This window comes from Actinoplanes sp. NPDC026670 (genome assembly GCF_040638175.1).
Taxonomy (GTDB): Bacteria; Actinomycetota; Actinomycetes; order Mycobacteriales; family Micromonosporaceae; genus Actinoplanes.
Genome location: NZ_JBEZXU010000095.1, coordinates 1 through 24604, shown reverse-complemented (window position 1 = coordinate 24604; position 24604 = coordinate 1). Strand labels below are relative to the sequence as shown.

At 71.2% G+C, this 24604-nt stretch carries 21 protein-coding genes; 12 read left to right on the top strand and 9 right to left on the bottom strand.

Annotation, left to right across the window (positions count from 1 at the left end; translation table 11 throughout):
* Positions 1 to 3: 3 nt before the first annotated feature.
* The gene (gene dapD, locus AB0E94_RS48240; RefSeq protein ID WP_360342022.1) at positions 4 to 951 is read right to left on the bottom strand and encodes a 2,3,4,5-tetrahydropyridine-2,6-dicarboxylate N-succinyltransferase; all 948 of its coding nucleotides are present in this window, start codon (positions 949 to 951) and stop codon (positions 4 to 6) included.
* A 67-nt stretch (positions 952 to 1018) separates the two neighbouring features.
* Here dapD and dapE point away from each other — a divergent pair, with 67 nt between their 5' ends.
* Positions 1019 to 2089: a succinyl-diaminopimelate desuccinylase gene (dapE, locus tag AB0E94_RS48235; RefSeq protein ID WP_360342019.1), complete on the top strand. Its 1071-nt coding sequence runs from the start codon at positions 1019 to 1021 to the stop codon at positions 2087 to 2089.
* On the opposite strand, the gene AB0E94_RS48230 is transcribed toward dapE, so the two are convergent.
* Positions 2086 to 2256 carry a hypothetical protein gene (locus tag AB0E94_RS48230; protein ID WP_360342016.1) on the bottom strand — a complete coding sequence of 57 codons (171 nt, stop codon included), beginning with the start codon at positions 2254 to 2256 and terminating at the stop codon, positions 2086 to 2088. The two genes, dapE and AB0E94_RS48230, sit on opposite strands and share 4 nt — an antisense overlap.
* A 173-nt stretch (positions 2257 to 2429) precedes the next feature.
* Between AB0E94_RS48230 and AB0E94_RS48225 the strand changes: the two genes are divergently transcribed.
* From AB0E94_RS48225 to AB0E94_RS48210, 4 genes are all read left to right on the top strand, one after another.
* Positions 2430 to 3191 carry a TIGR00730 family Rossman fold protein gene (locus AB0E94_RS48225; protein WP_360342013.1) on the top strand — a complete coding sequence of 254 codons (762 nt, stop codon included), beginning with the start codon at positions 2430 to 2432 and terminating at the stop codon, positions 3189 to 3191.
* Position 3192: 1 nt separating this feature from the next.
* The gene (locus tag AB0E94_RS48220) at positions 3193 to 3744 is read left to right on the top strand and encodes a TIGR00730 family Rossman fold protein (RefSeq protein WP_360342010.1); all 552 of its coding nucleotides are present in this window, start codon (positions 3193 to 3195) and stop codon (positions 3742 to 3744) included.
* Between the two features lie 248 nt (positions 3745 to 3992).
* Positions 3993 to 7685 (top strand): ATP-dependent DNA helicase, encoded by a 3693-nt coding sequence (locus AB0E94_RS48215; RefSeq protein ID WP_360342007.1) that lies wholly within the window; start codon positions 3993 to 3995, stop codon positions 7683 to 7685.
* The gene (locus tag AB0E94_RS48210) at positions 7685 to 11257 is read left to right on the top strand and encodes an ATP-dependent DNA helicase (RefSeq protein ID WP_360342004.1); all 3573 of its coding nucleotides are present in this window, start codon (positions 7685 to 7687) and stop codon (positions 11255 to 11257) included. Before AB0E94_RS48215 ends, AB0E94_RS48210 begins: the two co-directional genes overlap by 1 nt.
* Before the next feature lie 14 nt (positions 11258 to 11271).
* On the opposite strand, the gene AB0E94_RS48205 is transcribed toward AB0E94_RS48210, so the two are convergent.
* Positions 11272 to 11676, bottom strand: a complete 405-nt coding sequence (locus AB0E94_RS48205; RefSeq protein WP_360342001.1) for a pilus assembly protein CpaE — start codon at positions 11674 to 11676, stop codon at positions 11272 to 11274.
* A gap of 223 nt (positions 11677 to 11899) precedes the next feature.
* Between AB0E94_RS48205 and AB0E94_RS48200 the strand changes: the two genes are divergently transcribed.
* Positions 11900 to 12103 (top strand): cold-shock protein, encoded by a 204-nt coding sequence (locus tag AB0E94_RS48200; RefSeq protein ID WP_093619181.1) that lies wholly within the window; start codon positions 11900 to 11902, stop codon positions 12101 to 12103.
* A gap of 193 nt (positions 12104 to 12296) precedes the next feature.
* Here the strand turns inward: AB0E94_RS48200 and AB0E94_RS48195 are convergent, their stop codons facing one another.
* The gene (locus AB0E94_RS48195; RefSeq protein ID WP_360341998.1) at positions 12297 to 13013 is read right to left on the bottom strand and encodes a lysophospholipid acyltransferase family protein; all 717 of its coding nucleotides are present in this window, start codon (positions 13011 to 13013) and stop codon (positions 12297 to 12299) included.
* Between the two features lie 127 nt (positions 13014 to 13140).
* Between AB0E94_RS48195 and AB0E94_RS48190 the strand changes: the two genes are divergently transcribed.
* Complete coding sequence (locus tag AB0E94_RS48190) at positions 13141 to 14031, top strand: hypothetical protein (RefSeq protein ID WP_360341995.1); 891 nt, start codon at positions 13141 to 13143, stop codon at positions 14029 to 14031.
* Here the strand turns inward: AB0E94_RS48190 and AB0E94_RS48185 are convergent.
* The 4 genes from AB0E94_RS48185 to AB0E94_RS48170 are packed head-to-tail and all read right to left on the bottom strand — an operon-like array spanning position 14028 to position 17239.
* Entirely contained in the window at positions 14028 to 14951 is a 924-nt protein-coding gene (locus tag AB0E94_RS48185; RefSeq protein WP_360341992.1) for an ABC transporter permease, read from the bottom strand. The genes AB0E94_RS48190 and AB0E94_RS48185 overlap by 4 nt on opposite strands.
* Positions 14941 to 15687: an ABC transporter ATP-binding protein gene (locus AB0E94_RS48180; RefSeq protein ID WP_360341989.1), complete on the bottom strand. Its 747-nt coding sequence runs from the start codon at positions 15685 to 15687 to the stop codon at positions 14941 to 14943. The genes AB0E94_RS48185 and AB0E94_RS48180 overlap by 11 nt, the downstream gene beginning before the upstream one ends.
* A 50-nt stretch (positions 15688 to 15737) precedes the next feature.
* Positions 15738 to 16817 carry an ABC transporter substrate-binding protein gene (locus AB0E94_RS48175; RefSeq protein WP_360341986.1) on the bottom strand — a complete coding sequence of 360 codons (1080 nt, stop codon included), beginning with the start codon at positions 16815 to 16817 and terminating at the stop codon, positions 15738 to 15740.
* 8 nt (positions 16818 to 16825) lie between these two features.
* Positions 16826 to 17239: an Rrf2 family transcriptional regulator gene (locus tag AB0E94_RS48170; protein ID WP_360341983.1), complete on the bottom strand. Its 414-nt coding sequence runs from the start codon at positions 17237 to 17239 to the stop codon at positions 16826 to 16828.
* A 281-nt stretch (positions 17240 to 17520) separates the two neighbouring features.
* On the opposite strand from AB0E94_RS48170, the gene AB0E94_RS48165 reads away from it, so the two are divergent.
* From AB0E94_RS48165 to AB0E94_RS48150, 4 genes are read left to right on the top strand one after another with little or no spacing between them, the layout of a single operon-like run.
* Complete coding sequence (locus AB0E94_RS48165) at positions 17521 to 18828, top strand: pitrilysin family protein (RefSeq protein ID WP_360341980.1); 1308 nt, start codon at positions 17521 to 17523, stop codon at positions 18826 to 18828.
* Complete coding sequence (locus tag AB0E94_RS48160) at positions 18825 to 20141, top strand: pitrilysin family protein (RefSeq protein ID WP_360341977.1); 1317 nt, start codon at positions 18825 to 18827, stop codon at positions 20139 to 20141. The genes AB0E94_RS48165 and AB0E94_RS48160 overlap by 4 nt, the downstream gene beginning before the upstream one ends.
* Positions 20141 to 21085 carry an NAD(+) diphosphatase gene (nudC, locus tag AB0E94_RS48155; RefSeq protein WP_360342059.1) on the top strand — a complete coding sequence of 315 codons (945 nt, stop codon included), beginning with the start codon at positions 20141 to 20143 and terminating at the stop codon, positions 21083 to 21085. The genes AB0E94_RS48160 and nudC overlap by 1 nt, the downstream gene beginning before the upstream one ends.
* 56 nt (positions 21086 to 21141) lie before the next feature.
* Positions 21142 to 22023: a phytanoyl-CoA dioxygenase family protein gene (locus tag AB0E94_RS48150; RefSeq protein ID WP_360341974.1), complete on the top strand. Its 882-nt coding sequence runs from the start codon at positions 21142 to 21144 to the stop codon at positions 22021 to 22023.
* 34 nt (positions 22024 to 22057) lie between these two features.
* On the opposite strand, the gene AB0E94_RS48145 is transcribed toward AB0E94_RS48150, so the two are convergent.
* Positions 22058 to 22300, bottom strand: a complete 243-nt coding sequence (locus AB0E94_RS48145; protein WP_360341971.1) for a mycoredoxin — start codon at positions 22298 to 22300, stop codon at positions 22058 to 22060.
* 83 nt (positions 22301 to 22383) lie between these two features.
* On the opposite strand from AB0E94_RS48145, the gene AB0E94_RS48140 reads away from it, so the two are divergent.
* Positions 22384 to 24537 (top strand): ATP-dependent DNA helicase UvrD2, encoded by a 2154-nt coding sequence (locus tag AB0E94_RS48140; protein ID WP_360341968.1) that lies wholly within the window; start codon positions 22384 to 22386, stop codon positions 24535 to 24537.
* The last annotated feature ends 67 nt before the right edge of the window (positions 24538 to 24604 follow it).

Sequence of the window (24604 nt, the reverse complement as noted above, 5' to 3'; positions counted from 1 at the left end):
GTGTCAGTCGTTGGCGTGCAGAGCGCTGTTCAGCTCGATGCCGGTGCCCTTACGCGACCGGGCCTCCAGCGCGCCGGAGACCGAGTTACGCCAGAACAGGAGATTGCTCACACCCGACAGCTCGATGGCCTTCACCACACGGCCGTCCGGCAGCGCGATCTTCGAAGCGGCGGTGATGTAGGTGCCGGCCTCGATCACGCAGTCGTCGCCGAGCGAGATGCCGACCCCCGCGTTCGCCCCGAGCAGGCTGCGCTCGCCGATCCGCACCTTCTCCTTGCCGCCACCGGACAGCGTGCCCATGATCGACGAGCCGCCGCCGATGTCCGAGCCGTCGCCGACCACCACACCCTGCACGATCCGGCCCTCGACCATCGAGGTGCCGAGCGTGCCGGCGTTGAAGTTGACGAATCCCTCGTGCATCACGGTGGTGCCGGAGGCCAGGTGGGCACCGAGCCGGACCCGGTCGGCGTCGGCGATCCGGACACCCGACGGCACCACGTAGTCGATCATGCGGGGGAACTTGTCCACCCCGTAGACGGCCAGCTGACGGCCCGCCGCGCGCTCCAGGAAGCGCAACTCGTCGACCCGCTCCGCCGGGCACGGGCCGGCCGACGTCCAGGCCACGTTGGCCAGCTTGCCGAAGATGCCGTCCAGATTCACCTCGTTCGGCCGGACCAGCCGGTGCGACAGCAGGTGCAGGCGCAGGTAGGCGTCCGACGCGTCGGCGATCGGGTCGGCCAGCGACTTGACCAGCACCCGCACCTCGACGGTGCTCAGGCCGGGCAGCAGTTTCGGGCCGGTCTGCCCGGCCGGGAGAACCGGCAGCTCGGCCGGCTCCTCACCGAGGCCCAGGTATCCCGCGGGGAACCAGGTGTCGAGAACCTGCCCCTCGGCGGTCACAGTGGCGAGGCCGATGCCCCAGGCGGGCGAGGTCGAGATCGCGGTTTCCACGAACCGAACCCTACCGGACCCTCAATGAGTGATCAGCGGGCTCGTCGGCCCCCGGTATGGTGCGCACATGGCCAACCCGCTTACCCCGGACGTGCTGGTCGATCCGGTGGTGCTGACCCGTGCCCTGGTCGACGTCGAGTCCGTGTCCCGCGACGAGAAGGCGATCGCCGACTGCGTCGAGGACGTCCTCCACAAAGCCGGCCACCTCAGCGTCCGCCGGGTCGGCAACACGGTGATGGCGCGTACCAGGCTGGGCCGCGAACAGCGGGTGATCCTCGCCGGTCACCTCGACACCGTCCCGATCAACGGGAACCTGCCGTCCACCGTCGTCGACGACCTGATCTACGGCTGCGGAACCGCCGACATGAAGGGCGGCGTCGCGCTCGCCCTGCACCTGGCAGTCACCCTGCCCGACCCGCGGTACGACGTGACCTACCTGTTCTACGAGTCCGAGGAGATCGAGTCCGAGTTCAACGGGCTCAACCTGGTCGCCCGGGAACACCCCAAGTGGCTGCGGGCCGACTTCGCGGTGCTGCTCGAGCCCACGTTCGGCGCGGTCGAGGCCGGCTGCCAGGGCACCATGCGGGTCGAGGTGCGGACCAAGGGGCGGCGGGCGCACACGGCCCGGGCCTGGCGTGGGGTCAACGCCATCCACGCGGCCGGTGAGGTGCTGCGGCGGCTGGAGGCGTACCACCCCCGGACCGTCACGATCGACGGCTGCACGTACCGGGAAGGCTTGAGTGCCGTCCGGATCGCCGGCGGCGTCGCCGGCAACGTGGTGCCCGACGAGTGCGTGGTCGAGGTCAACCTGCGGTTCGCGCCGGACCGTTCGGAGAAGCAGGCGGCCGACCACCTGCGGGAGGTCTTCAAGGGGTTCGACGTGACCGTCACCGACTCGGCCCCGGGCGCGCTGCCCGGTCTCGACGCGGCGCCGGCCCGTGAGTTCCTCGCCGCCATCGGCATCGAACCGGCCGCCAAACTGGGCTGGACCGATGTGGCCCGGTTCGCGGCGCTCGGCATCCCGGCGCTCAACTACGGGCCGGGCGACCCGGCCCTCGCCCACGCGCCGGACGAGCACGTCGAGATCGGCAAGATCCGCGACGGGGCGGCCACCCTCTACCGGTGGCTGGCGCCCTAATACTCGACCGTGACCCGGCCGATCGCGCGCTGCGGCGGCGGGATCTCCATCGTCGCCTCCGGATCGACCGCCGGTTCCGGGTCACGGCCCGCGAAAGCGGCGCGCCGTTCCTCCAGCACCAGGCGGATCCGGCGCTGGATCCTGAGGCGTTCGTGTCGATTCGTCACGGTGGTCGCTCCTTCGCGGGGAGCCCGGTGATGCCAGGTCGGTAACTGTACAGACGCGTCAGGGCTACTGTCGGTTGTCTCAATCTGGCAAAAAGGTCTGCGGGTCGCAATCCTCTTACCGAAACGCAGCCGGTTATTCACCAGGTACTGACCGTCCGCACTACCTTTGTGGCATGACGGAGAGCACCAACGGGCGACAGGCGGGGCCGGAGCGTCATCGTGGAGCCGTCACGTTGCGCCGTGACGCCATCCCGCCGAGCACGGCCGATCAGAAACTGCTCGACTCCCACAATCGGGAGGAGTGGAAGACCAAGGACGCCTGGCGGGCGCTGCGGATCCTCTCCGAGTTCGTCGAGGGTTTCGACACGCTCGCCGACCTGCCGCGGGCGGTCAGCGTCTTCGGCTCGGCCCGCAGCGCCGCCGACAGCTTCGAGTGCGAGCTGGCCGAGAACCTCGGGGCCGCCCTCGCCGAGGCCGGCTACGCGGTGATCACCGGCGGCGGTCCCGGCGTCATGGAGGCGGCCAACAAGGGCGCCACCGACGCCGGCGGCATGTCCGTCGGGCTCGGCATCGAGCTCCCCTTCGAGCAGGGCCTCAACGACTGGGTCGACATCGGCATCGACTTCCGCTACTTCTTCGTCCGCAAGACCATGTTCGTGAAGTACGCGCAGGCGTTCGTGGTCCTGCCCGGTGGCTTCGGCACCCTCGACGAGCTGTTCGAGGCGATCACCCTGGTCCAGACCAAGAAGGTCACCCGCTTCCCGGTGATCCTGATGGGCACCGAATATTGGGGCGGCCTTCTCGACTGGATGAAGCGCCGGATGCTCGACGAAGGCAAGATCAGTGCCATGGATCTCGATCTCATCCAGGTCACCGACGACGTCGCCGAAGCCGTCCGCATCATCACCGACGCCGACCCCTCCGGGCAGCAGTGACGTGGCCGCGATCTGCGTCTTCTGCGCCTCCTCGACCACCCTCGAACAACGCTGGCTCGACCTCGCCGCGGAGACCGGCCGGGTGCTGGCCCAGCGCGGCCACACCCTGGTCTCCGGCGGCGGCCGGGTCGGCATGATGGGCGCCGTCACCGACGGCGCCCGCTCGGCCGGCGGTCACACCCTCGGCATCATCCCGCAGTGCCTGGTCGACCTCGAAGTCGCCGACCAGGACTCGGCCGAACTCGTGATCACCGACGACATGGCCGCCCGCAAGACCGTGATGATCGACCGGTCGGACGCGTTCATCACCCTGCCCGGCGGCCTCGGCACCCTCGACGAGCTCTTCGAGGTCTGGACCACGTCCACCCTCGACGTGCACCGCAAGCCGATCGTCCTGCTCGACCCGGACGGCTTCTACGACGGACTGACCCGCTGGCTCGGCACCCTCGTCGACCAGAAGTTCGTCCGCCCGGCCGCGATGGACATGCTGCTCACCGCGCGTACCGTCGCCGAAGCCGTCGACCTCACCGAGTCGGCTCTCGCCGCCGGTTAGAGACCGTTCCCGTTGTGGGCGGCGGCTGGCGGGAGATCAGAGACCGCGAGCCGTCGCTCACCGTTCTTTCCGGTGGTGGATTCCCGTTGTGAGCGACGGCTCGCGGGCCGGGGCTGGGCCCGGCTCAACGGTGGTTCCGCATCGGCCGTTCGGTGTGATTCCGGCGGGGCTGCCCTTCCTGGCCCGGAATAACGTCATACCGGCGTGCTCTCATAGATGCCGTGAGCACGCCGGTTTCCCTTCCCCCCGTGCGCCGGCCCACCTATCGCCTGGTCCGTCGCCCCCGCCCGGTGGTGCCCGCGCTGCCGGCCGACCCGGTCCAGCGCCGGGTCACCGGGCACACCTCCGGTCCGCTCCTGGTCATCGGCGGTCCCGGCACGGGCAAGACGTCGGTGCTGGTCGAGTCGGTCGCCGCCCGGATCGCCGAGGGCACCGACCCGGAGCGCATCCTGATCCTCACCTTCGGTCGGCGCAGCGCAGCCGCCCTCCGCGACCGCATCGAGGCCCGGATCGCCGACGACCCCGGCCGGATCGTCCACGAGCCGCTGGTGCGCACCTTCCACGCCTACGCGTTCGGGCTGCTCCGCCGGGCCGCCGCCGAGCGCGGTGAGCCGTCCCCGCGCCTGCTCACCGGGCCCGAGCAGGACCTGATCATTCGTGAGCTGCTCGCTGTCGTCGCCGACCCGGAGGCGCCCGACGGGATCGGCTGGCCGGAGGCGCTGCGCCCGGCCCTGCCCACGAGAGCCTTCGCCCAGCAGCTGCGCGACCTGATGCAGCGTGCCGCCGAGCGTGGTGTCGGCCCGGTCGAGCTGGCCCGCCTCGGCGAGCGCCTGGGCCGCGACGACTGGCCGGCCGCCGCCCGTTTCCTCCGGGAGTATGTGGCGGTGCTGGCCCTCCGCGACGTCACCACCCGCGGTTCCACCGCCTACGACCCGGCCGAGCTGGTCCGTGCCGCCTCGGGCCTGCTGGCCGACGAGCCCGACCTGCTGGAGGCCGAGCGCCGCCGCCTGGACCACGTCTACGTCGACGAGCTGGCCGAGACCGACCCGGCCCAGGTGGACCTCCTGGCCCAGGTCGCGGGCGGCGGCAAGCCTCTGGTCGCGTTCGCCGACCCGGACTCGTCGATCTTCGGGTTCCGGGGCGCCGACCCGGCCGTGGTCACCGCTTTCCCGCCCCGGTTCCGATCGGTCTCCGGCGCCCCGGCCGAAACCGTCGTCCTGCACACCAACTACCGGGCCGCCCCGCCGCTGCTGGTCGCCACCACCCGGGTGACCCGTCGGATGCGCGGCCCGATGGCCCACCGCCTGATGTATCCGCCCGCGCCCCCGGCCTCTCCCGCGCCCGAGCCCTCTCCCGCGCCCGCGGTGCCGGCCTCTCCCGCGGCGGCGAAATCGCCGGCTGACGGCGAGGTGGATTTTGGGCCGGTGCCGGCGGCCATCGTGCGGACATTTCGGTCAACTGCTGCGGAGACCGCCTATGTCGCGCACGCCCTCCGGGAGGCGCATCTGCTGCATGGCGTGCCCTGGTCGCGGATGGCGGTGCTGATGCGGTCGACGACGCTCCAGCAGCCGTCGGTGCAGCGGGCGCTGGCCGCCGCCGGCGTGCCGACGATCATCCACGCCGAGGATCTGCCGTTGCATCTCCAGCCGGCGGTCGCGCCGTTCCTGCTGTTGCTGCGCTGCGCGGTCGACCCCGCCGCGCTGAACGAGGAGGCGGCCGTCGCGCTGCTGCACTCGCCGCTGGGTGGGGCCGACCCGCTGGCCGAGCGGCGGCTCCGGCAGGGGCTGCGGGCGCTGGCGATCAGTGCCGGTGACCGGCGGCCGTCCGGTGAGCTGCTGGTCGACGCGGTGCGTGATCCGGCCGGGCTCGACCTGGTGGAGCGGCGCTGGGCCCGTCCGGCGCAGACCGTCGCCCGGCTGCTGACCGTCGCCCGGGAGGCGGCCGCCGAGGCCGGCGCGTCGGCCGAGCAGGTGCTCTGGACGGTCTGGCGGGAGAGCGGCCTGCACGACAGGTGGTATGCGATGAGCACCGGGAACACCCCGATGCCGGACCAGCGTGACTCGGCCCGGGCCCGGGAGTGGCGGTCCGAGGCGGCCGACCGTGACCTGGACGCGATGGTGGTCCTCTTCGACGCCGCGGCCCGGTTCGTGGACCGGCTGCCGGGCGCCGGTGTCTCGGTCTTCCTGGATCACGTGCTCGGTCAGGAGTTGCCCGCCGACTCGATCGCTCCGAGCGCCGACCGCGGCGAGGCGGTCCGCCTGCTCACCGCCCACGCGGCGAAGGGCCTGGAGTGGGACGTCGTGATCCTCGCCGGCGTCCAGGAGGGCATCTGGCCCGACCTGCGGCTCCGCGGCAGCCTGCTCGGTTCGGAACGCCTGGTCGACGTGCTGGCCGGCCGCCCGGCGACGGGTCCGGAGGCGATTCTCGGCGAGACTTCGGCGCTGCTCGACGAGGAGCGGCGGCTGTTCTACGTGGCCACCACCCGGGCCCGGCGTCGTCTGGTGGTCACCGCGGTGGCGTCGGCGAGCGTCGGTGGTTCGGTGGGCGAGGAGCAGCCCAGCCGTTTCCTCACCGAGCTCGCCACCCCGAGGCGCGGCCCGGGCGGTGAGCTCCCACCGGGCCCACCGCGACCCGACCCCTGGGACACCGGGCCACCCGACACCCCCACCGATCCCACCGGCGGCGGGGCGGCCGAAGACAAGGACCCGCCGGGTGAAGCCGCGATGCCGGGCGAAACTGCGCTGCCGGGCGAAGACGTGGCGCCACGCCAGATCGCGGCGCCGGGCCGAACCGCCGAGCCAGGCAGGCAGGACGGTGCAGGCGCCGGCGACCCCGAGTCACAGGCGCAGGTCCGCCAGCCGCAGGTGGGGGACCGCGAGCCGCAGGCGGGGGAGCGCGAGCCGGCGAGCGACGACCAGATGGACGGGGAGGTGGAGCTTCCGGTCGGGCGGCCGCCCCGTGCCCTCACCCTGGCCTCGCTGGTCGCCGAGTTGCGTACCGTCGTGGTGGGAAGTGCCGAAACGCCCAGCCGCCGGCGCGCTGCGGCGGCCGAGCTCGCACGCCTCGCGGCCGCGGGGGTGCCGGGAGCGCATCCGGACGAGTGGTGGGGCCTGCGACCGCTGTCCGATGACCGGCCGCTCGTCGACGAGGGCGAGCCGGTGAAGGTCACCCCGTCGTCGATGGAGAGCGCCCTGCGATGCAGTCTGCGCTGGCTGCTGGAACGACACGGGGGCGCGGCGCCGGCCGGCCCGGCGCAGGGGATCGGCAACCTGGTGCACGCCGCGGCGATGCTGGCCGAGGACGCGAACGCGGACCGGGAGAAGCTGGTCGAGTACGTGTCGGCCCGTTTCGACTCGATCGAGCTGGCCGCCCAGTGGCTGGCCGGCCCGGAACACGAGCGCGCCCAGGCGATGGTGGACAAGTTGTTGCGCTGGCTGGCGGTGAACCCGCGACGGCTGCTGGCGATCGAGCACGAGTTCACGGTGCGGCTGGAGGACGAGCGCAACCCGATCCAGCTGACCGGCCGGGTGGACCGGTTGGAGGTGGACGAGGAGGGCCGCCTCGTGGTGATCGACCTGAAGACGGGCAAGACGACCGCCGTGTCGGCGTCCGACGTGGCGGAGAACGCGCAGCTCGGTGGCTATCAGGCGGCGATCGACGCGGGCGCGTTCGCGGATTTCGGCACGGACAGCGGTGGTGCGGCGCTGGTGCAGCTGGGGCCGGGCAAGGACGCCCGGGAGCAGATGCAGGTGCCGTTGACCGACGCGCCCGATCCGGGCTGGGCGGACGGCATGGTGCGCCGGACCGCGGCGGCGATGGCGGCGTCCACGTTCTCCGCGGTGGCCAACAGCAGGTGCCGGGTCTGCCCGGTACGAACCAGTTGCCCGATCTCCGGCAAGGGCCGGCAGGTAGTCGAGCCGAACGGACCGGATCAGGACTGATGACCCAGCCGACGTTGTTCGCCGAGGGCCCGCAGCCCCGCCGCCAGGTCCGGTCCGGCCCCCGGTTCACGCCGCGTGAGCTGGCCCGGATGCTGCAACTGCCGGAGCCGACGGCCGAGCAGGAGGCGATCATTGCGGCGCCGGTGGAGCCGCTGCTGGTGGTGGCGGGCGCCGGTTCGGGCAAGACCGAGACGATGGCGTCGCGGGTGGTGTGGCTGGTCGCGAACGGATACGCGCATCCGGGCGAGATCCTGGGTCTCACGTTCACCCGGAAGGCGGCGGGGGAGCTGGCGCACCGGGTCCGGACCCGGCTGGGGCAGCTGAGCCGCCGGCTGGGCCGGGACGAGGCGCTCGCCGGTGAGCCGACCATTTCGACCTATCACGCGTACGCCGCCCGGGTGGTCACCGAGCACGGCCTGCGTGCCGGGTTCGAGCCGTCCGCCCGCCTGCTGACCGAGGCGGCCCGCTGGCAGATCGTCGACTCGCTGGTCCGCACGTACACCGGCGAGATGACCGGGCTGAACCGCGCGCCCGGCACGGTCACCGACGACGTGCTGGCGCTGGCCGCCGAGCTGGCCGAGCACCTGGTCGGCCCGGACGATCTGGCCGCGTGGACCGGGCGGTTCTTCGCCGACGTCCAGGAGTATCCGGGCCGGGTCTACAAGGACGTCTCGGAGATGCTGCGCCGCCAGCAGAACAGGCTCACCCTGCTGCCCCTGGTCCGCCTCTACGAGCAGCGCAAACTCGACCTGGAGGCGATGGACTTCGGTGACCAGATGGCCCGTGCCGCGCTGGTGGCCCGGGACCATCCGGAGGTCGGCGCGATCGAGCGGGGCCGGTTCCGGATCGTGCTGCTCGACGAGTACCAGGACACCAGCCACGCCCAGGTGACGATGCTGAACAACCTGTTCGGCGGGGGGCACCCGGTGACCGCGGTCGGTGACCCGTGCCAGTCGATCTACGGCTGGCGGGGCGCGTCGGCGGGGACGCTGGAGCGGTTCCCGGAGGAGTTCGTCGACTCGGCGGGCCACCCGTCGTGGGTGCGCACGCTGACCCGGAGCTGGCGCAACCGCCCGGAGATCCTGCGGGTGGCGAACACCGTGTCGGCGCCACTGCGCGCGCAGGTGCACCAGTTGCGGGCGGCGGACCGGACGGCGGAGGCGGTCGGCGGCCGGACCGTGACGTGTGCGCTGCTTCCGACGTACGCGGACGAGGCGAACTGGATCGCCGATTCGATGCTGACCGCGTGGCGCCTGGTCGCCGGGATGCCGTCGGCGCCGCCGGGGGAGATCCCGCTGGAGCGCCGTCCGACGAGCGCGGTCCTGGTCCGGGTGCGCAGCCAGATCCCGGTGATCGAGGAGGCGCTGCGGGCGCGGGGCCTGCCGGTCGAGGTGGTCGGCCTGGGTGGGCTGCTGGACACCCCGGAGGTCCGCGATGTGGTGTGCACGTTGCGGGTGCTGGCCGACCCGACCGACGGCGCGTCGCTGTTGCGGCTGCTCACCGGCGCGCGCTGGCGGATCGGCCCGCGTGATCTGGTAGCCCTGCACCGGCGGTCGCGGGTGATCGCCAACGCCCGGGTGGCGGCGTCGGGCCGTTCGGCGGCCGACCCGGAGCAGGTGAACACGGACCGGCTGGACGACGCGACCCTGGTCGAGGCGATGGCCGACCTGGGCGCGCCGAACCACTACTCGCCGGAGGGCCACCGGCGCCTCCAGGAGTACGGCCGGGAGCTGGCCGCACTGCGCCGCCGCCTGGATCAGCCGCTGCCCGACCTGCTCGCCGACATCGAGCGCACGATCGGCCTGGACGTGGAGGTGGCGGTGCGCGGCTGGGCGGCCGGGGACGCCGGCCTGGCCCGCGGCCACCTGGACGCGCTCGGTGAGGCGGCGACTCGTTACGGCGCCGAGAACGAGTCGGGCACCCTGGCCGGTTTCCTGGCCTTCCTGGCCGCGGCCGAGGAGGAGGAGCGTGGCCTGGAGCCGGGCCAGGTCGACGTGGTCGAGGGGGCCGTGCAGATCCTGACCGCGCACGCGGCGAAGGGCCTGGAGTGGGACGTGGTGTCGGCGGCCGGCCTGTGCCGGGGTGTCTGGCCCGGTCTGGCCCGCGCCTCCGACCACTACCTGGGCGGCATCGGGGTGCTGCCGTTCCCGTTGCGCGGCGACTCGTCGGGTCTGCCGGTCCTGGACCTGTCGGACGCCATGGAGCAGAAGGACGTGGCGGGCGCGGTGACCGCTTTCGGCCGTGCCTGGCGGGAACACGACGAACGCGAGGAGCGCCGCCTCGCCTACGTCGCGGTGACCCGGCCGCGCCGGCTGCTGCTGTGTTCCGGCTACTGGTGGGGTGACGGCGTGAAGCGGCCGCGCGGTCCGTCGGTCTTCCTCGACGAGATCCGCCAGACCTGTGCGGACGGCGCCGGGGTGGTCGATGTGTGGACGCCGGAGCCGGCGCCCGGCGACACGAATCCGAGCGATCAGGTGGTGGCGACGGCCGAGTGGCCGGCCGACCCGCTGGGCCTGCGCCGTCCGGCGATGGCGGTGGCGGCCGACCTGATCCGCCGCATGATCGAGAATCCGGACGCGTCCGCGGCCGAGGCGTTCGCCGACCTGGCTGCCGCGGATCCGCAGGTGGCGGCACGGGCCGGCCTCGCGGCCGATCTGGTCGGCCTGGCCGGTCCGGGCGAGGTCCCCGACGGCGCCGGTTGGTCCAAACCCCTTCCGGCGGTACGGGTGACCGCCCCGCCCCCTGACTCCCCGCCGCCATCGGTCCCGCTCCCACGCCAGCCGGACGAGCGGGATCGAGACGAGGTGCCGGATCTGGCCGGGGCGCCGGATCGGGACGGGCTGCTGGCCGCGGCCGAGGCGGCGGACCGGGCGGCGGCCGGCGAGGATCCGGACATCGCCCGCTGGCGCCGGGAGGCGCGTCTGCTGCTGGCCGAGCGGGCGGAACGGGCCCGCAAGGACGGCCCGATCGAGGTGACGGTTCCGGCGCACCTGTCGGTCTCACAGCTCGTGGTGCTGCGCCGCGACCCGCAGTCTCTGGCCCGTTCGTTGCGCCGCCCGCTGCCGCACCGCCCGGCGCCGCAGGCCCGTCGCGGCACCGCCTTCCACGCCTGGCTGGAGCAGCGGTTCGGCGCGGTCCGGCTGCTCGACATCGACGACCTGCCGGGGGCGGCGGACGAGGGCGCGGCCGACGACGCCGAACTGGCCGCGTTGCAGGAGGCGTTTCTGACCGGCGAGTGGGCGGAACGGACGCCGATCGAGGTGGAGGTGCCGTTCGCGACGACCATCGCCGGGGTGGTGGTGCGCGGGCGGATGGACGCGGTCTACGCCGACCCGGACGGCCGGTTCGACGTGATCGACTGGAAGACCGGCCGCCGCCCGTCCGGCGTGGAGGCGGAGGCGGCGGCGGTTCAGCTGTCGGCGTACCGGATCGCCTGGGCGTCGCTGGCCGGGGTGCCGGTGCGCAAGGTCCGGGCCGGTTTCCACTACGTCCGCGAGCAGGTCACGGTCCGCCCGGCCGACCTGATGGACGTCACCGAACTGGCCACCCTGATCGAGGACATCCCCCAGTGAGAACCAGCCCGGATTCACATGGCGGAGGCGAGGAGATGGAGCAGGGCGGTGGCGTAGGCCTCCTCGGCGGTGCCGGCGGTGAACGCCTGCTCACGGCCGAGCAGCTCGGTCCGTACCGTATGGGTGTCGTGATCTTTGTGAAGTGACCGGAACGTGCCGCCGAGCAGCTCGCGCAGCTGGTCCTCGCGGGGCAGCCACAGTGCTTCGTCGAGATCGACGTCGTCGAGCGCCCATTCGGTGGTTCCGTTGAAGCCGATGATTCGCCCCTCCGGGCGATCGTGCACCTGGATCGTCATGTTGCTGAGGACGAAGACCTCGTCGTCGAGGTCCCGGTCCGGAACTGTGAAACGGTCGCCGAGCTGCGGCTTCCACATCAGTCCCGCGGTCTTGAGCTGCCATGCGACTTCTACGCCGAGCACCTCCCGGCCTCCTTCTCCGTGCTAGGCTCCTCAGCGTTGTCAGTTTGGTTCCCAAGTACTCAGGAGCGCCTGTGGGGAAGTCTGCCCCAGGCGCTCTTTGTCGTAACCCGGGTTGCTCCGGTCGGGCGATCAGTACGGCGACACGAGACCCACAGAATGCGGGTCTTATTACCTCGTTCCCGTCCATAATGGTCGGGAGCGATCGATCGTCGAGGAGACGAGCATGGTTACCGGTGTTGTGAAGTGGTTCAACGCGGACAAGGGCTTCGGGTTCATCACCCCGGACGACGGCGGCGCCGACGTCTTCGCCCACTTCTCCGCGATCCAGATGTCCGGTTACCGGGCCCTGGAGGAGAACCAGCGGGTCGAGTTCGAGGTGACCCAGGGCCAGAAGGGCCCGCAGGCCGCCAACATCCGCGCCCTCTGATTCACTTCTGAGTTTCGGCCGCCTCGTGTGGCCGGGCAGCTGTGAACCGAGAGTGTGAGGTTCGGGCGTGTAATGCGCCCGAACCCTCCCACGCTCAGCATTCGGTGCCGCACCCGACGGGTGCGGCACCGTTCGTTTGCGGGGTATGGAGAAGGCTCCCGGCGCGCCGGGAGCCTTCAGTGATCGGTATCGGTCAGACGGATGCGGCGGGACTGGGCAGCGGCGCGGTGCCGCCGAGGTGCGCCGGCAGCCACCAGCGGTCGTCCGGCCCGGCCGGCTGGTCGGGGTAGGCCCGCTGAACCGAGTCGAGCAGCACGGCCAGCCGCTCCTTCAGCGTCGCGGTGAGCGACTCCGGCGTCGAATCCTCGGCCACCGGGATCGGCTCGCCGATCTTGATGATGACCGGCACGTGCCGCTTGGTCAGCTCCTTCTTACGGCCCTTGGTCCAGAGCCGGTGCGGCCCCCACACGGCCATCGGGATCAGCGGGACCGAGGCCTCCTGGGCCATCCGGGCCGCGCCCGATTTCAGCGCCTTGATGGTGAACGACTCGCTGATCGTGGCCTCCGGGAAGACGCCGACGATCTCGCCGCTCTTCAGCGAGTCGATGGCGTGCTTGAACGCGGCGGTGCCGGCCTTGCGGTCGACCGGGATGTGCCGCATGCCGCGCATCAGCGGGCCACTGATCTTGTGGTCGAAGACCTGCTTCTTGGCCATGAACCGGACCAGGCGCTTGGCCGGCTGGGCGCCGTAGCCGCAGTAGATGAAGTCCAGGTAGCTGGAGTGGTTACTGGCCAGGATCGCCCCGCCGCTGGAGGGGATGTGCTCGGCGCCCTCCACGACGATCTTGTTGTCGAGGACGAGGAACATCGTCTTGGCCAGGGCGACGACCGGGGGATACACCAGTTCCATGGCAGCACGGTAGCCGAAGTTTCTGGGAACGGCGCGGGGCGGATGCACAATTCCGGCGGGCATACCGGCTCGTGGGACCGCGTGGGCGTCCCGGCGGTCACGGCGCTCGTGGTGTTCACTGGTGTGTATGTCCGAGCCGAAGCCACCGCCGCCCGTCTGGGAGCGGCCGGGCGGGCCGTGGTCGTCGGGGATGGTGACCGCTTATCGCGTACCGGACGATGATCCGCGACCGGCGGCGGAGCCCGAGCCGCCCGGCCCCGACGGACCCGATCGGCGCCGGCGGCAGTTGATGATCTTCGGCGGGGTGGCCGGGGTGATCCTCGCGGCCGGGCTTGCGGTCCTGCTCGTGGTGATCCTCGGCGGCGACGGCGACCCGTTCGGGGAGAAAGCGGCGCCACCTGCCGATCTGCGGCCGCCGCTGGCGCAGGCCTGTCCGGCACCGACCGTCTCGCCGGGCGCCGCGAGCGCCGCGCCGAGCGCTCCGGCGCCGGCGCCGGCCGACGGCGAGCGCACCTCCGATCCGGAGGCCGGCATCACCTACAAGCGGTACGGCGCGCCCTGGGTCACCTGGACCGACGTGTGGAACGCGGGCACCCTGCAGGTGCCGTACCGGGTCGGGCAGCACTTCGTGACCGAGATCTATCAGGGTGGGCAGTACCACGCGTCGATCCTGTCGGCGGCGGTCCCGGCGGCCGACAACGACGCCGTGTCGCTCGATCTGGAGTGTGTCGGCCGGCAGGTCGTGGCGGACGTGCGGGCCGGTTACTACCCGCAGCCGAACAGCATGGAGCCGATCCGCGACGAGGTGACGACGCTCGGCGGGCTGCCGGCCTGGGTGAGCGAGTTCCGGCTCAGCTTCCGGGAACCGGGTCTGACCGCCACCTCGGAGCTCTCCGCGGTGGCGGTCATCGACGTCGGCAAACCGACGGCGGCGATCCTCTACGTCTCGATCCCGGACACCCACCGCCAATTCGACGACGTGGTGGACGAGGTCCTGGCCTCGGTCCGGCCGATCTAGTTTCCGGTCAGGCCCCAGCGTCGGCGCAGGGCGCCGTCGGCGGCGTTGAAGAACTGGTCGACCAAGATCCCGATGATCAAAACCACGATGATGTACGAGAGGACGGCCACCGCGTCGTTCAGGTCACGGGAGGTCTGCATCCGGACGCCGATGGACACCGTGCCCGGCACGATGACCAGCAGCTCACCGGCCATCAGGCTGCGCCAGGAGAACGCCCAGCCCTGCTTGAGCCCGGAGACGAAGGACGGCAGCGAGGCGGGCAGGATCAGGTGCCGGTATTTCGCGATGCCCCGCATGCCCATCACCTGGCCGACCCGCAGCCAGGTCCGCGGCACGTAGTCGATGCCGCTGATCAGGCCGTTCGCCACCGACGGCGCGGCGCCGATGACGACCACGAAGAGGATCGCCTCCTCGCCGAGCTGGAAGAGCAGGATGGCGAGCGGGAACCACATGATCGACGGCATGGTCTGCAGGCCGGTGATCAGCGAGCCGATCGCTGCCCGCAGCGGCCGGAACTGGGAGACCGCCGCGCCGATGATCGTGCCGATCGCCACGGCGAGGGCGAAACCGGTGAGCGCCCGGGTCATGGTCAGCTGGACGCCGTCCCAGAACTTCGGTTCGGTGATCAGCTCGCCGAGCTCGGCGAAGACGTCGGCCGGTGGCGGGAACACGTAGACCGGCCGCCACTCGGACAGGTAGACGAGCTGCCACGCGCCGATGACGATCGCGATCGCCAGCAGCTTGGGCCAGGTGCTCGCCCAGATCCTCTTGCCGAGGTTGCCCTTCTCCTTCTTCGGCCCGAGCTCGAGGGCGTCGAGGCCGCTGACCCGCTCGGCGGCCTGGTCCGCCCGGTCGAGGGGCGCCAGGGTGGCCAGCGCGTCGCCGGGTGGGGCGTCGTTGATCGAGGTGTCAGTTTCCATGGCGGGCGACCTCCGCGCGGAGCCGGTCGGTGATCTCGGCGGCCTGGCCGGAGACCTCGGGGGAGTCGATGCGCCGTGGGCGCGCGTGATCGATCTTGAAGTCCTCGATGACCCGGCCGGGCCGGCTGCTCAGCAGGATCACCCGGTCGCCGAGGCGGACCGCCTCACGCACGTTGTGGGTGACGAAGAGAACGGTGAGCTCCTGCTCGCGCCAGATCCGCTCCAGCTCGTCGTGCAGGATGTCCCGGGTCATCGCGTCGAGCGCGCCGAACGGCTCGTCCATCAGCAGGACGTCGGCGTTCTGAGCGAGTGCGCGGGCCAGTGCGACCCGCTGCCGCATGCCGCCGGAGAGCTCGTGCGGCCGCTTGTCGCCGAAACCGGCCAGCCGGACGATCTCGAGCAGCTCCTGGGCCCGGGTCCGGCGCTCGGAACGGCCCACACCCTGGAGTTTCAGGGGTAGCTCGACGTTGGCGGCCACCGAGAGCCAGGGGAAGAGGGCGGCCTCCTGGAACATCAGCGCGACGTGCCGCCCGCCGATGTCCAGGGTGCCGCTGGTGATCTTGTCGAGGCCGGCGACCAGCGAGAGCAGGGTGCTCTTGCCGCAGCCGGAGGCGCCGAGGAGGCAGACGAACTCCCCCTTGTCGACGTCGAGTGAGACGTGGTCGAGGGCGAGCAGAGTGTTGCTCCCCGAACCGTACTGCTTGGTCACATCGTCGATCCGGACAACCGTGCTCATACTCGCCCCTCCCACCTTGAGGTTTAGATCTTCTTCAAAGAAAGGCTGGATCAGGCCGCGGTGTCGCTGACCTCGGCCTGGCCGTCCGCCACCAGCAGTTGGTTCAGCAGCGTCAGGTCGTAGATGCCCTTCAGGTCCACCGGGTCGAGCAGGCCTACCTCCTCCGCGTGCTTGGCGCTGGTGAACAGCGACGACGCGATCGGGTCGTAGGTGAACTTGAGGTTGGCGAACGCGGCGGTGAGGATCTCGTCCTTCAGCGGCTTGCTGGTGAGCGCCTCGATCTGGGCGTTCGCGGCCTTCTGCGCGCCGGCGTTGTCGTCCTTGATGAACTTGACCGCGGCGATGTGGCCCTGGAGCAGCTTCTTGACCGTGCCCGGGTAGTCCTTCAGGAACTTCTGGCTGACGATCAGGTGGGTGGTCACGAAGTCCTGGTTCGGCCACAGCGTCTTCTCGTCGACCAGGACCTTGGCCTTGGACTCGAGGATCAGCTTGCTGTAGTTGGGCTCCGGCACCCAGGCGCCGTCGATGGTGCCCTGCGCGAACGCCTGGACCGCGGTCGCGTTGTCCTGCGGCAGGATCGAGACGTCACCGCCGCCGCTGGTGTCGGCGTTCAGGCCGTTCGACTTCAGCCAGGCGCGCAGCGCGACGTCCTGGGTGTTGCCGAGCTGCGGGGTGGCGATCTTCTTGCCCTTGAGGTCGGCCGGGGTGTTGATGCCCTCCTTGACGACCAGGCCGGCGCCGCCCGAGGTGCTGCCCGCGATGATCTTCAGCGCCTGGCCCTTGGACTTGGACCAGCCGTTGATCGCCGGGTTCGGGCCGATGTAGGTGGCGTCGATCGCGCCGGAGAGCAGCGCCTCGATCGCGGCCGGGCCGGCGTTGAAGGTGGTCGCCTCCAGCTTGGTGCTGCCCAGCTTCTCGGCGAAGATGCCCTTGTTCACGCCGACCAGGGCCGGGGCGTGGGTGATGTTCGGGAAGTAGCCGAGCTTGATGGCGGGGGCCTCGGCGGCGTTACCGGCGGCGGCTTCGGCGGCGGTCTTCTCTTCCTCCTTGGAGCCGCAGGCGGCCAGCGCGGTCGTGGCCACCAGAGCAGCCGAGGCAAGGGCGAGCGCACGTATGGTGCGGGAGCTCATGCTCACTCCTAATTTCGTTTCACTGAGGTGTTGGAGAGTTCGGCCAGGGTCTTGTGGTCGACCACGCCCTCGATGGCCGCCTCGACGGCGACCCACACGTCGTGCAGCGCCGTCGCTGCCCCGTGGTAGACGGCCGTCGACGTGGGCAGCCCCCGGACCGTGGTGAGGGCACCCCCGACGGCGCGAACCACATCGCCGACGGTGATCTCCTCGGCCGGGCGGGCCAGTGCGTACCCGCCGTCCACGCCACGATGGCTGTGCAGCAGCCCGGCGCGGCGCAGATCGAGCAGGATCCCCTGTAGAAAGCTGAGCGGGATGTCCTGGACTGCGGCCAGCCCGGCCGCCTTGACCAGGCGTGGGTGCTCGGCGGTGACCGCCAGCATCGCGCGTACGGCGTAGTCCGTGCGAGCCGAGACATACACGCCGCGCTCCTCCTCCCGCCGATACTTCGGTTTCCCTATCTGTTGGATGGGAATACTGGACCATATAGGTTTGGTGAGTCAAGCCGGGTCCGGGGAGCGGGAAACCGGCATCGGGGCATTTTCGGGGTGTATCGTGCCGGAGCTTCCCCCGGGAGGGTGACGGGGGAGTTGTCGACGCGCCGGGCCTGGTCCGATTCGCGGCAGAAGATCGGGAACGGATATTGATGTATTTACTCGGCGTCGCCATTCGACTACGCAGGTGTGTCCGCTAGATTCGTACCGTGGCGCCCAAAATCAAGATCCCCGCGACGAAATACCCGGTCGAGCGGTTCACGCTCGGCAACGGTCTGCGCGTGGTCCTCTCCCCGGATCGCAGCGCCCCGGTGGTCGGCGTAGCAGTCGTCTACGACGTCGGCATCCGCAGTGAGCCGGAGGGCCGAACCGGTTTCGCCCACCTCTTCGAGCACCTGATGTTCCAGGGCTCGGAGAACCTGGAGAAGCTGGCGCACTTCCGCCACGTGCAGGGCGCGGGCGGCAGTTTCAACGGCTCCACCCACCTCGACTACACCGACTACTTCGAGGTGCTGCCGACCGGGGGCCTGGAGCGGGCGCTCTTCCTCGAGGCGGACCGGATGCGCGGCCCCCGGCTCACCGAGGAGAACCTGCGCAACCAGGTCGACGTGGTCAAGGAGGAGATCCGGGTCAACGTGCTGAACCGGCCGTACGGCGGGTTCCCCTGGCTGAAACTGCCACCGGTGATGTTCGGCACCTTCGCCAACGCGCACGACGGCTACGGCTCGTTCGAGGACCTGGAGAGCGCCACCGTCGAGGACGCGCAGGGCTTCTTCGACCGCTACTACGCCTGTGGCAACGCGGTGCTCTCGGTCGCCGGCGACTTCGACGTGGCCGACGCGACCGCGATGATCGAGCGGCACTTCGGTGACGTGCCGGCGCGGCCCGCCCCCGTGCTGCCCGACTTCGACGAGGCCGACCTGAGCGGGGAGCGGCGCGAGTCGTACACCGACCGGATCGCGCCGCTGCCGGCGGTGGCCGCCGGATGGCGCGTGCCCGACCCGATCGGCACCTTCGAGGACTACCTGCCGTACGTGGTGCTCGCCGAAGTGCTCACCGACGGTGACGCGTCCCGTCTGGTCGAGCGCCTGGTCCAGCGCGATCGCACGGCCACCACGATGGGCGGCTACATCGGCTTCATGGGCGACGAGTACCTGGTGCGCAACCCGACGGCGCTGCTCCTCCAGGCGCACATGCCCCCGGGCGGCGACGCCGACAAGGTGCTGCGCACCATCGACGAGGAGCTCGACCGGCTGGCCGCCGACGGCCTCAAGCCCGGCGAGCTCGACCGGACCCAGGCGCGGATGGCGACCCGCGCCCTGCACGGCACCGACGACGTGCTCGGCCGGGCTCAGCCGATGGCCGTCCTGGAGTTGCAGCGCGGCCGTCCCGGCCTGCTCAACGACCTGCCCAAGCTGATCAGTGAGGTGCGCGAGGAGCAGATCGTCGCCGCCGCGGCCACCCTGCGGCCCGAGCGCCGCGCCTCCGTCGAAGTGATCCCGGGAGCCTCCTCGTGACCAAGACTCTGCCCGACCTGGTGCCGGACGCCGAGCTGAACCTGCCGCGGGAGCGCGAGCGCACCCTGCCCAACGGGCTCACCGTGATCGCGATCCGCCGGTCCGCGGTGCCGCTGGTCGAGGTGCGGCTGCGGATCCCGTTCGCGCAGGCCGGGCTGGCCCCGGCCACCCTGCTCTCCCAGGCGCTCTTCACCGGCACCAGCGGGATGAACAGCATCGACATCGCCGCCGAGCTACAGGCCGTCGGCGGCAGCCTGGCCGCCGGTCTCGACCCGGACCGTCTGCTGATCAGCGGCAACGCGCTCGCCGACGGCCTGGACCGCACCCTCGAGCTGCTCGCCTCGGTGCTCACCGACGCCACCTACCCGGTCGAGGAGGTGTCCACCGAGCGGGACCGGCTCGTCGACCACATCCAGGTGGCGCTCAGCCAGCCGGCCCACCTGGCCCGGGTGGCCCTGCTCAAGCGGATGTACGGCAGCCACCCGTACGCGGTGCAGACCCCGTCGCCGGAGGAGATCCGCGCGCTGTCGCCGGAGCCGCTGCGCGACCTGCACGCCGCCCGGGTCCGCCCGGACGGCGCGGTGCTCGTGCTGGTCGGCGACATCGACCCGGACCAGGCCATCGACTCGGCGGAGAAGATCCTCGGCGGCTGGTCGGGCAGCTCCCCGGAGGGCGGCCTGCCGCCCACCCCGGCGCTGGAGACCGGCCCGCTGCTGCTCGTCGACCGGCCCGGCTCGGTGCAGTCCTCGCTGCGGCTCGCGCTGCCCGCGCTGACCCGTACCGATCCCGACTACGCCGCGCTCAACCTGGCGAACCTGGTCTTCGGCGGCTACTTCTCGTCCCGGTGGACCGAGAACATCCGGGAGGACAAGGGCTACACCTACGGGTCGTACTCGTCGATCGAGCACTACGTCGCCGGCTCGGCTCTGGTCGCCGCGGCCGAGGTGGCCACCGAGGTGACCGGCCCGTCGCTGCTGGAGACGGTCTACGAGCTGGGCCGGATCGCCAGCCTCCCGCCCGGTGAGGAGGAGCTGGAACAGGCCCGGCGTTACGCCCTCGGCACGCTCCGGCTCGGCATGTCCACCCAGGCCGGGCTGGCCGGGCTGGCCAGCGTGTACGCCGGTTTCGGGCTCCGCCTCGACCACCTCCGGGAGTACTCTGCGGCACTGTCCGCGGCCACCCGCGAGGAGGTGGCCGCCGCGGCCTCGAAGTACCTCGCCCCGTCCCGGGCCGTGACCGTGGTCCTCGGCGATGCTGAGAAGATCGAGTCGCAACTGTCCGCCCTGACCGTCGTGGAGCGCAGCGCAGCGTGATCAGCTCCGAGAAACCGAGTGGTCCGCCACTCGCCCGTACCACCCTCGACCGCGCGGCCGAGCACCGCCGGGACGAGAAATGGCTCGCCGCCGCCTGGGAGCGCGGTCAGGTCCTCGTCGTGGACCTGGCCAAAGGCGGCCGGGCCCTGGTCACCGACCACCCCGACGGCGGCGCCGCACTGATCCTGGCGCCGTCGTCGGAGGCGCCGGACGCCGAGCGCTGGTTCCTCGGCCTCGGCCCGGACGGCACCCCGTACTGGGCCGTCGACGGTCCGGTCGAAGCCGGCGACGGCGTCCGGGCGACCGGGCTCCGGGAGTCCGGGCATCTGCTCGACGACCTGGGCACCGGCCTGCTCACCACGGCGGTCGCCCTCGGCAACTGGCACCGCAGTCACCGCTTCTCGCCGAAGACCGGTCAACCGACCGAGGTGGTCGAGGCCGGCTGGGCGCGGGTCGACCCGGACGGCGGCATGATGTGGCCGCGGACCGACCCGGCGATGATCATCCTGGTGCACGACGGGGTGGCCGGCCCGGGTGGGCGCTGCCTGCTCGGGCACAACGCGGCCTGGCCGGCCCGGCCCGACGGCGGCCGTCGTTTCTCCTGCCTGGCCGGATTCGTCGAGGCGGGCGAGTCGGCCGAGGCGGCGGTCGCCCGCGAGGTGTACGAGGAGGTGGGCATCGCCCTCTCCGAGATCAGGTATGAGGGCAGCCAGTCGTGGCCGTACCCCGGCTCGTTGATGCTCGGTTTCCATGGGATCGCCGATCCCGGGGAGCCGTTGACGCTGGACCCCGAGGAGATCGACGAGGCGCACTGGTTCACCAGGGAGGACGTCGCGAAGATGTTCTCCGGTGAGGGTTCCCAGTCGGTGCCGATGAGCTCGTCGATCGCCTTCTATCTGATCGAGAAGTGGCTGCTCGAAGATCCAGAAAATATTTCTGGTTAGCGGCAACCTGGCGGACGGGTCATCGCGTCTTCCTTGCAAAGACGAGAGGGGAACCGATGACTCAGGTGGAGGCGCCGGCGTGGACGCCGATGACCGCGGAGGAGCGGGAGGCGTTCGACCGGGACGGCTACATCGTCGTGCCGTCGGTGCTGAGTGAGAGCGAGATCGAGGCCGGTCGCGCCGCGATCCTGGGGTATTACGAGCAGCAGAAGTCCGAGGGCAAGCTGAGCGCGACGGGTGCCCTGCACCAGCTGTCGCCGATCGCGCACGTGCCCGACCTGGCCTTCCTGATCGACCACCCCAAGGCTTTCAAGTACATCTGGTCGCTGCTCGGGTGGAATCTGCACATCTACCACTCGCACATCGACGTGCACCCGCAGCTGCACGAGAAGCAGAAGGACTGGTGGCACTGGCACCAGGACGGCGGCCGGCAGAACCGGGAGATCGAGACCGATCCCCGGCCGATGCTCTCGGTCAAGCTGGCCTTCTGGTTCTCCGACGTGAGCGAGACCGGCCGGGGCAACTTCACCGTCCTGCCCGGCAGCCACAAGACCAACTGGCTGCCCGGCCCGCCGAGCCGTGGTGTCCCGTGGCCGCAGCCCGAGGGCGCGACCCAGATCACCGCGAACGCCGGCGACCTGGTCGTCTTCGACCGCCGTATCTGGCACGCCCGGTCGGACAACTACTCCGACATCACCCGTGTCGGCGCGTTCTTCGGCTACACCCCGCGCTGGATCGCCATGCGCGACGAGAACGCCGACCTGCCGAACCGGCCGGAGTGGGCGAACCTCACCGAGGTGCAGAAGCAGCTGCTCGGCGGCTTCGGCAACGGCGACGGCGACCACCAGTGGGGTCACTACCCGGAGACCACGCCGCTCTACGGTGCGCTCAAGGAGCGTGGCCTGCTCGACTCGAGCATCCCGGCGCTGATCCCGTAATGGTTTCGGGAGGGGCCGCGGCCCCTCCCGAAGATCACGCCGCGATCGCGGCGAGGTGCTGCTTGACCTGGACGATCGACGGGTTCGTCAGGGCCGAGCCGTCGGCGAACTTCAGGGTCGGCACCGTCTGGTTCCCGCCGTTCACGCTGCGCACGAACTCGGCCGAGGCCTCGTCCTGCTCGATGTCGACGACGTCGTAGGCGATGCCCTCCCGGTCGAGTTGCGACTTCAGGCGGTGGCAATACCCACACCAGGACGTCGAGTACATGGTCAGCATCGGTCAGGGCTCCTTCGATACAGGTCACACGGCGGTGCGGCTGATAGGCACAACACCCCGCCGGGGTGTCATGATTCCCTACCGTGCGGACTGAAGGAGTGCTGGACGGGCTCGACCCCGATCAGCGTACGGCGGTGACCGCGCCCGCCGGACCGGTCTGCATCCTGGCCGGCGCCGGCACGGGCAAGACGCGGGCGGTCACCCACCGGATCGCGTACCGGACGATGTCCGGCGAGATCAGCCCCCGGCATGTGCTCGCGGTCACCTTCACCGCGCGGGCCGCCGCCGAGATGCGGGCCCGGCTCGGCGCGCTCGGCGCCGGCGCGGTGCAGGCCCGGACCTTCCACGCCGCCGCGCTGCGGCAGGTCCGCTATTTCGCTCCGCGACTTCTCGAAGGCCGGCAGATGCCGGAACTGATCGAGAGCAAGGCACGGTTGGTGGGTCTTGCGGCGGCCAAGGCGGGGGTACGGGGAGACCGCACCGTCGCCCGTGACCTCGCCGGTGAGATCGAGTGGGCCAAGTCGTCCCTGGTCGAGCCGGGGGAGTACGCGGTCGCCGCGGCCAAGGCGATGCGTGACACCCCACACGAGCCGGCCCGGGTGTCCGAGGTGTTCGCCGCCTACGAGCAGCTCAAACGCCGGCAGGGCGTGATCGACTTCGAGGACCTGCTGCGCGCCGCGGTCTGGGGCATCGAGGAGCACCCGGATGTCGCCGATCAGATCCGCGCCCAGTACCGGCACTTCGTCGTCGACGAGTATCAGGACGTCAACCCGTTGCAGCAGCGGCTGCTGGAGGCGTGGCTCGGCGGCCGGGACGACGTGACGGTGGTCGGCGACGCGAGTCAGACCATCTACTCGTTCACCGGGGCCACTTCGGCGTACCTCATCGATTTCCCGCGGCAGCGTCGCGGCGCTGTGGTGGTCCGGCTGGTCCGTGACTATCGCTCGACGCCGCAGGTGGTCGGGCTGGCCAACGCGGTGATCCGGCAGGCCCGCGGTACCGAGGCGAAACTGCGGCTGGAGCTGGTCGGCCAGCGGCCGCCCGGGCCCGAGCCGGAACTCAAGATCTTCCCGGACGAGAACGGCGAGGCGGCCGCGGTGGCCCGGCGGTGCCGGGACCTGATCGCCGCCGGCACCCCGGCCAGCGAGATCGCGGTGCTCTTCCGGACCAACGCGCAGTCCGAGACGTACGAGGAGGCGCTCGCCGACGCCGAGGTGCCCTACCTGGTCCGGGGCGCCGAGCGGTTCTTCGAGCGGGCCGAGATCAGGCAGGCGATGGTCGCGCTGCGCGCCGCCGTGCGCTCCACCCCGGGCGAGACGCCGCTCGTCGAGGCGGTCGTGGAGGCGCTGGCCGCGACCGGGTGGAACCGGCAACAGCCGCCGCCCGGTGGCGCCGCACGCGAGCAGTGGGAGGCCTTGGCCGCCCTGGTGGCGCTGGCCGAGGAGTATGCGGCGGCGCCGGAGATCCTGCCGATCGGCGAGGCCGGCCGGCTCCAGCGGGAGGTCTCGCTCTCCGCCTTCAACGACGAGCTGCTCCGCCGGGCCGAGCAGCAGCACGCGCCGACTGTGTCCGGAGTCACGTTGGCTTCGCTGCACTCCGCCAAAGGCCTCGAATGGGACGCGGTGTTCCTGGTGGGCCTCGCCGACGGCACCCTTCCGACGACGTACGCGAAAACAGCCGAACAGTTGGAGGAGGAACGCCGTCTGCTCTACGTCGGCGTGACCCGAGCCCGGCACGTGCTCTGGCTGTCGTACGGCCAGTCCCGCTCCCCGGGCGGCCGGCCGCGTCGTCCGTGCCGCTTCCTTCCGCAGCTCACCGGGGGTGGGCGCACCGAAACGCGTACCGCCGAGCCGGGCCGGAAACCGGAACGCCGCCGCCCTCAGGTGTCGTTGTGCCGGATCTGCGGGGCCACCCTGCTGGCCGGCGCCGACCGCAAACTGGGCCGCTGCCCGTCCTGCCCGTCCGACTTGGACGAAGACCTCTACGAACGGCTCCAGGTGTGGCGCGCCAGCACCGCCGCCGAACTCAAAGTCCCTGCTTACGTGGTGTTCACGGATGCAACATTGGTGGCCGTCGCGGAACGCCGCCCGGCGGACCCGGCACAGCTCCTGGCGATCGCCGGGATCGGCCCCCGCAAGCTGGGCCAGTACGGCGACGCGGTCTTCGCTCTGGTGGCCGGAGCGAGCCCAGATGATCTTGCGACGAAAAACGGCTCTCCGGGTGGATGTGTGGGTTAGGTGCGGCCTGGTAGGTCGATGTTGTAGCCGCCGAGGTGGAGTTTGGCGAGGGCGATGAGGGCGTGGG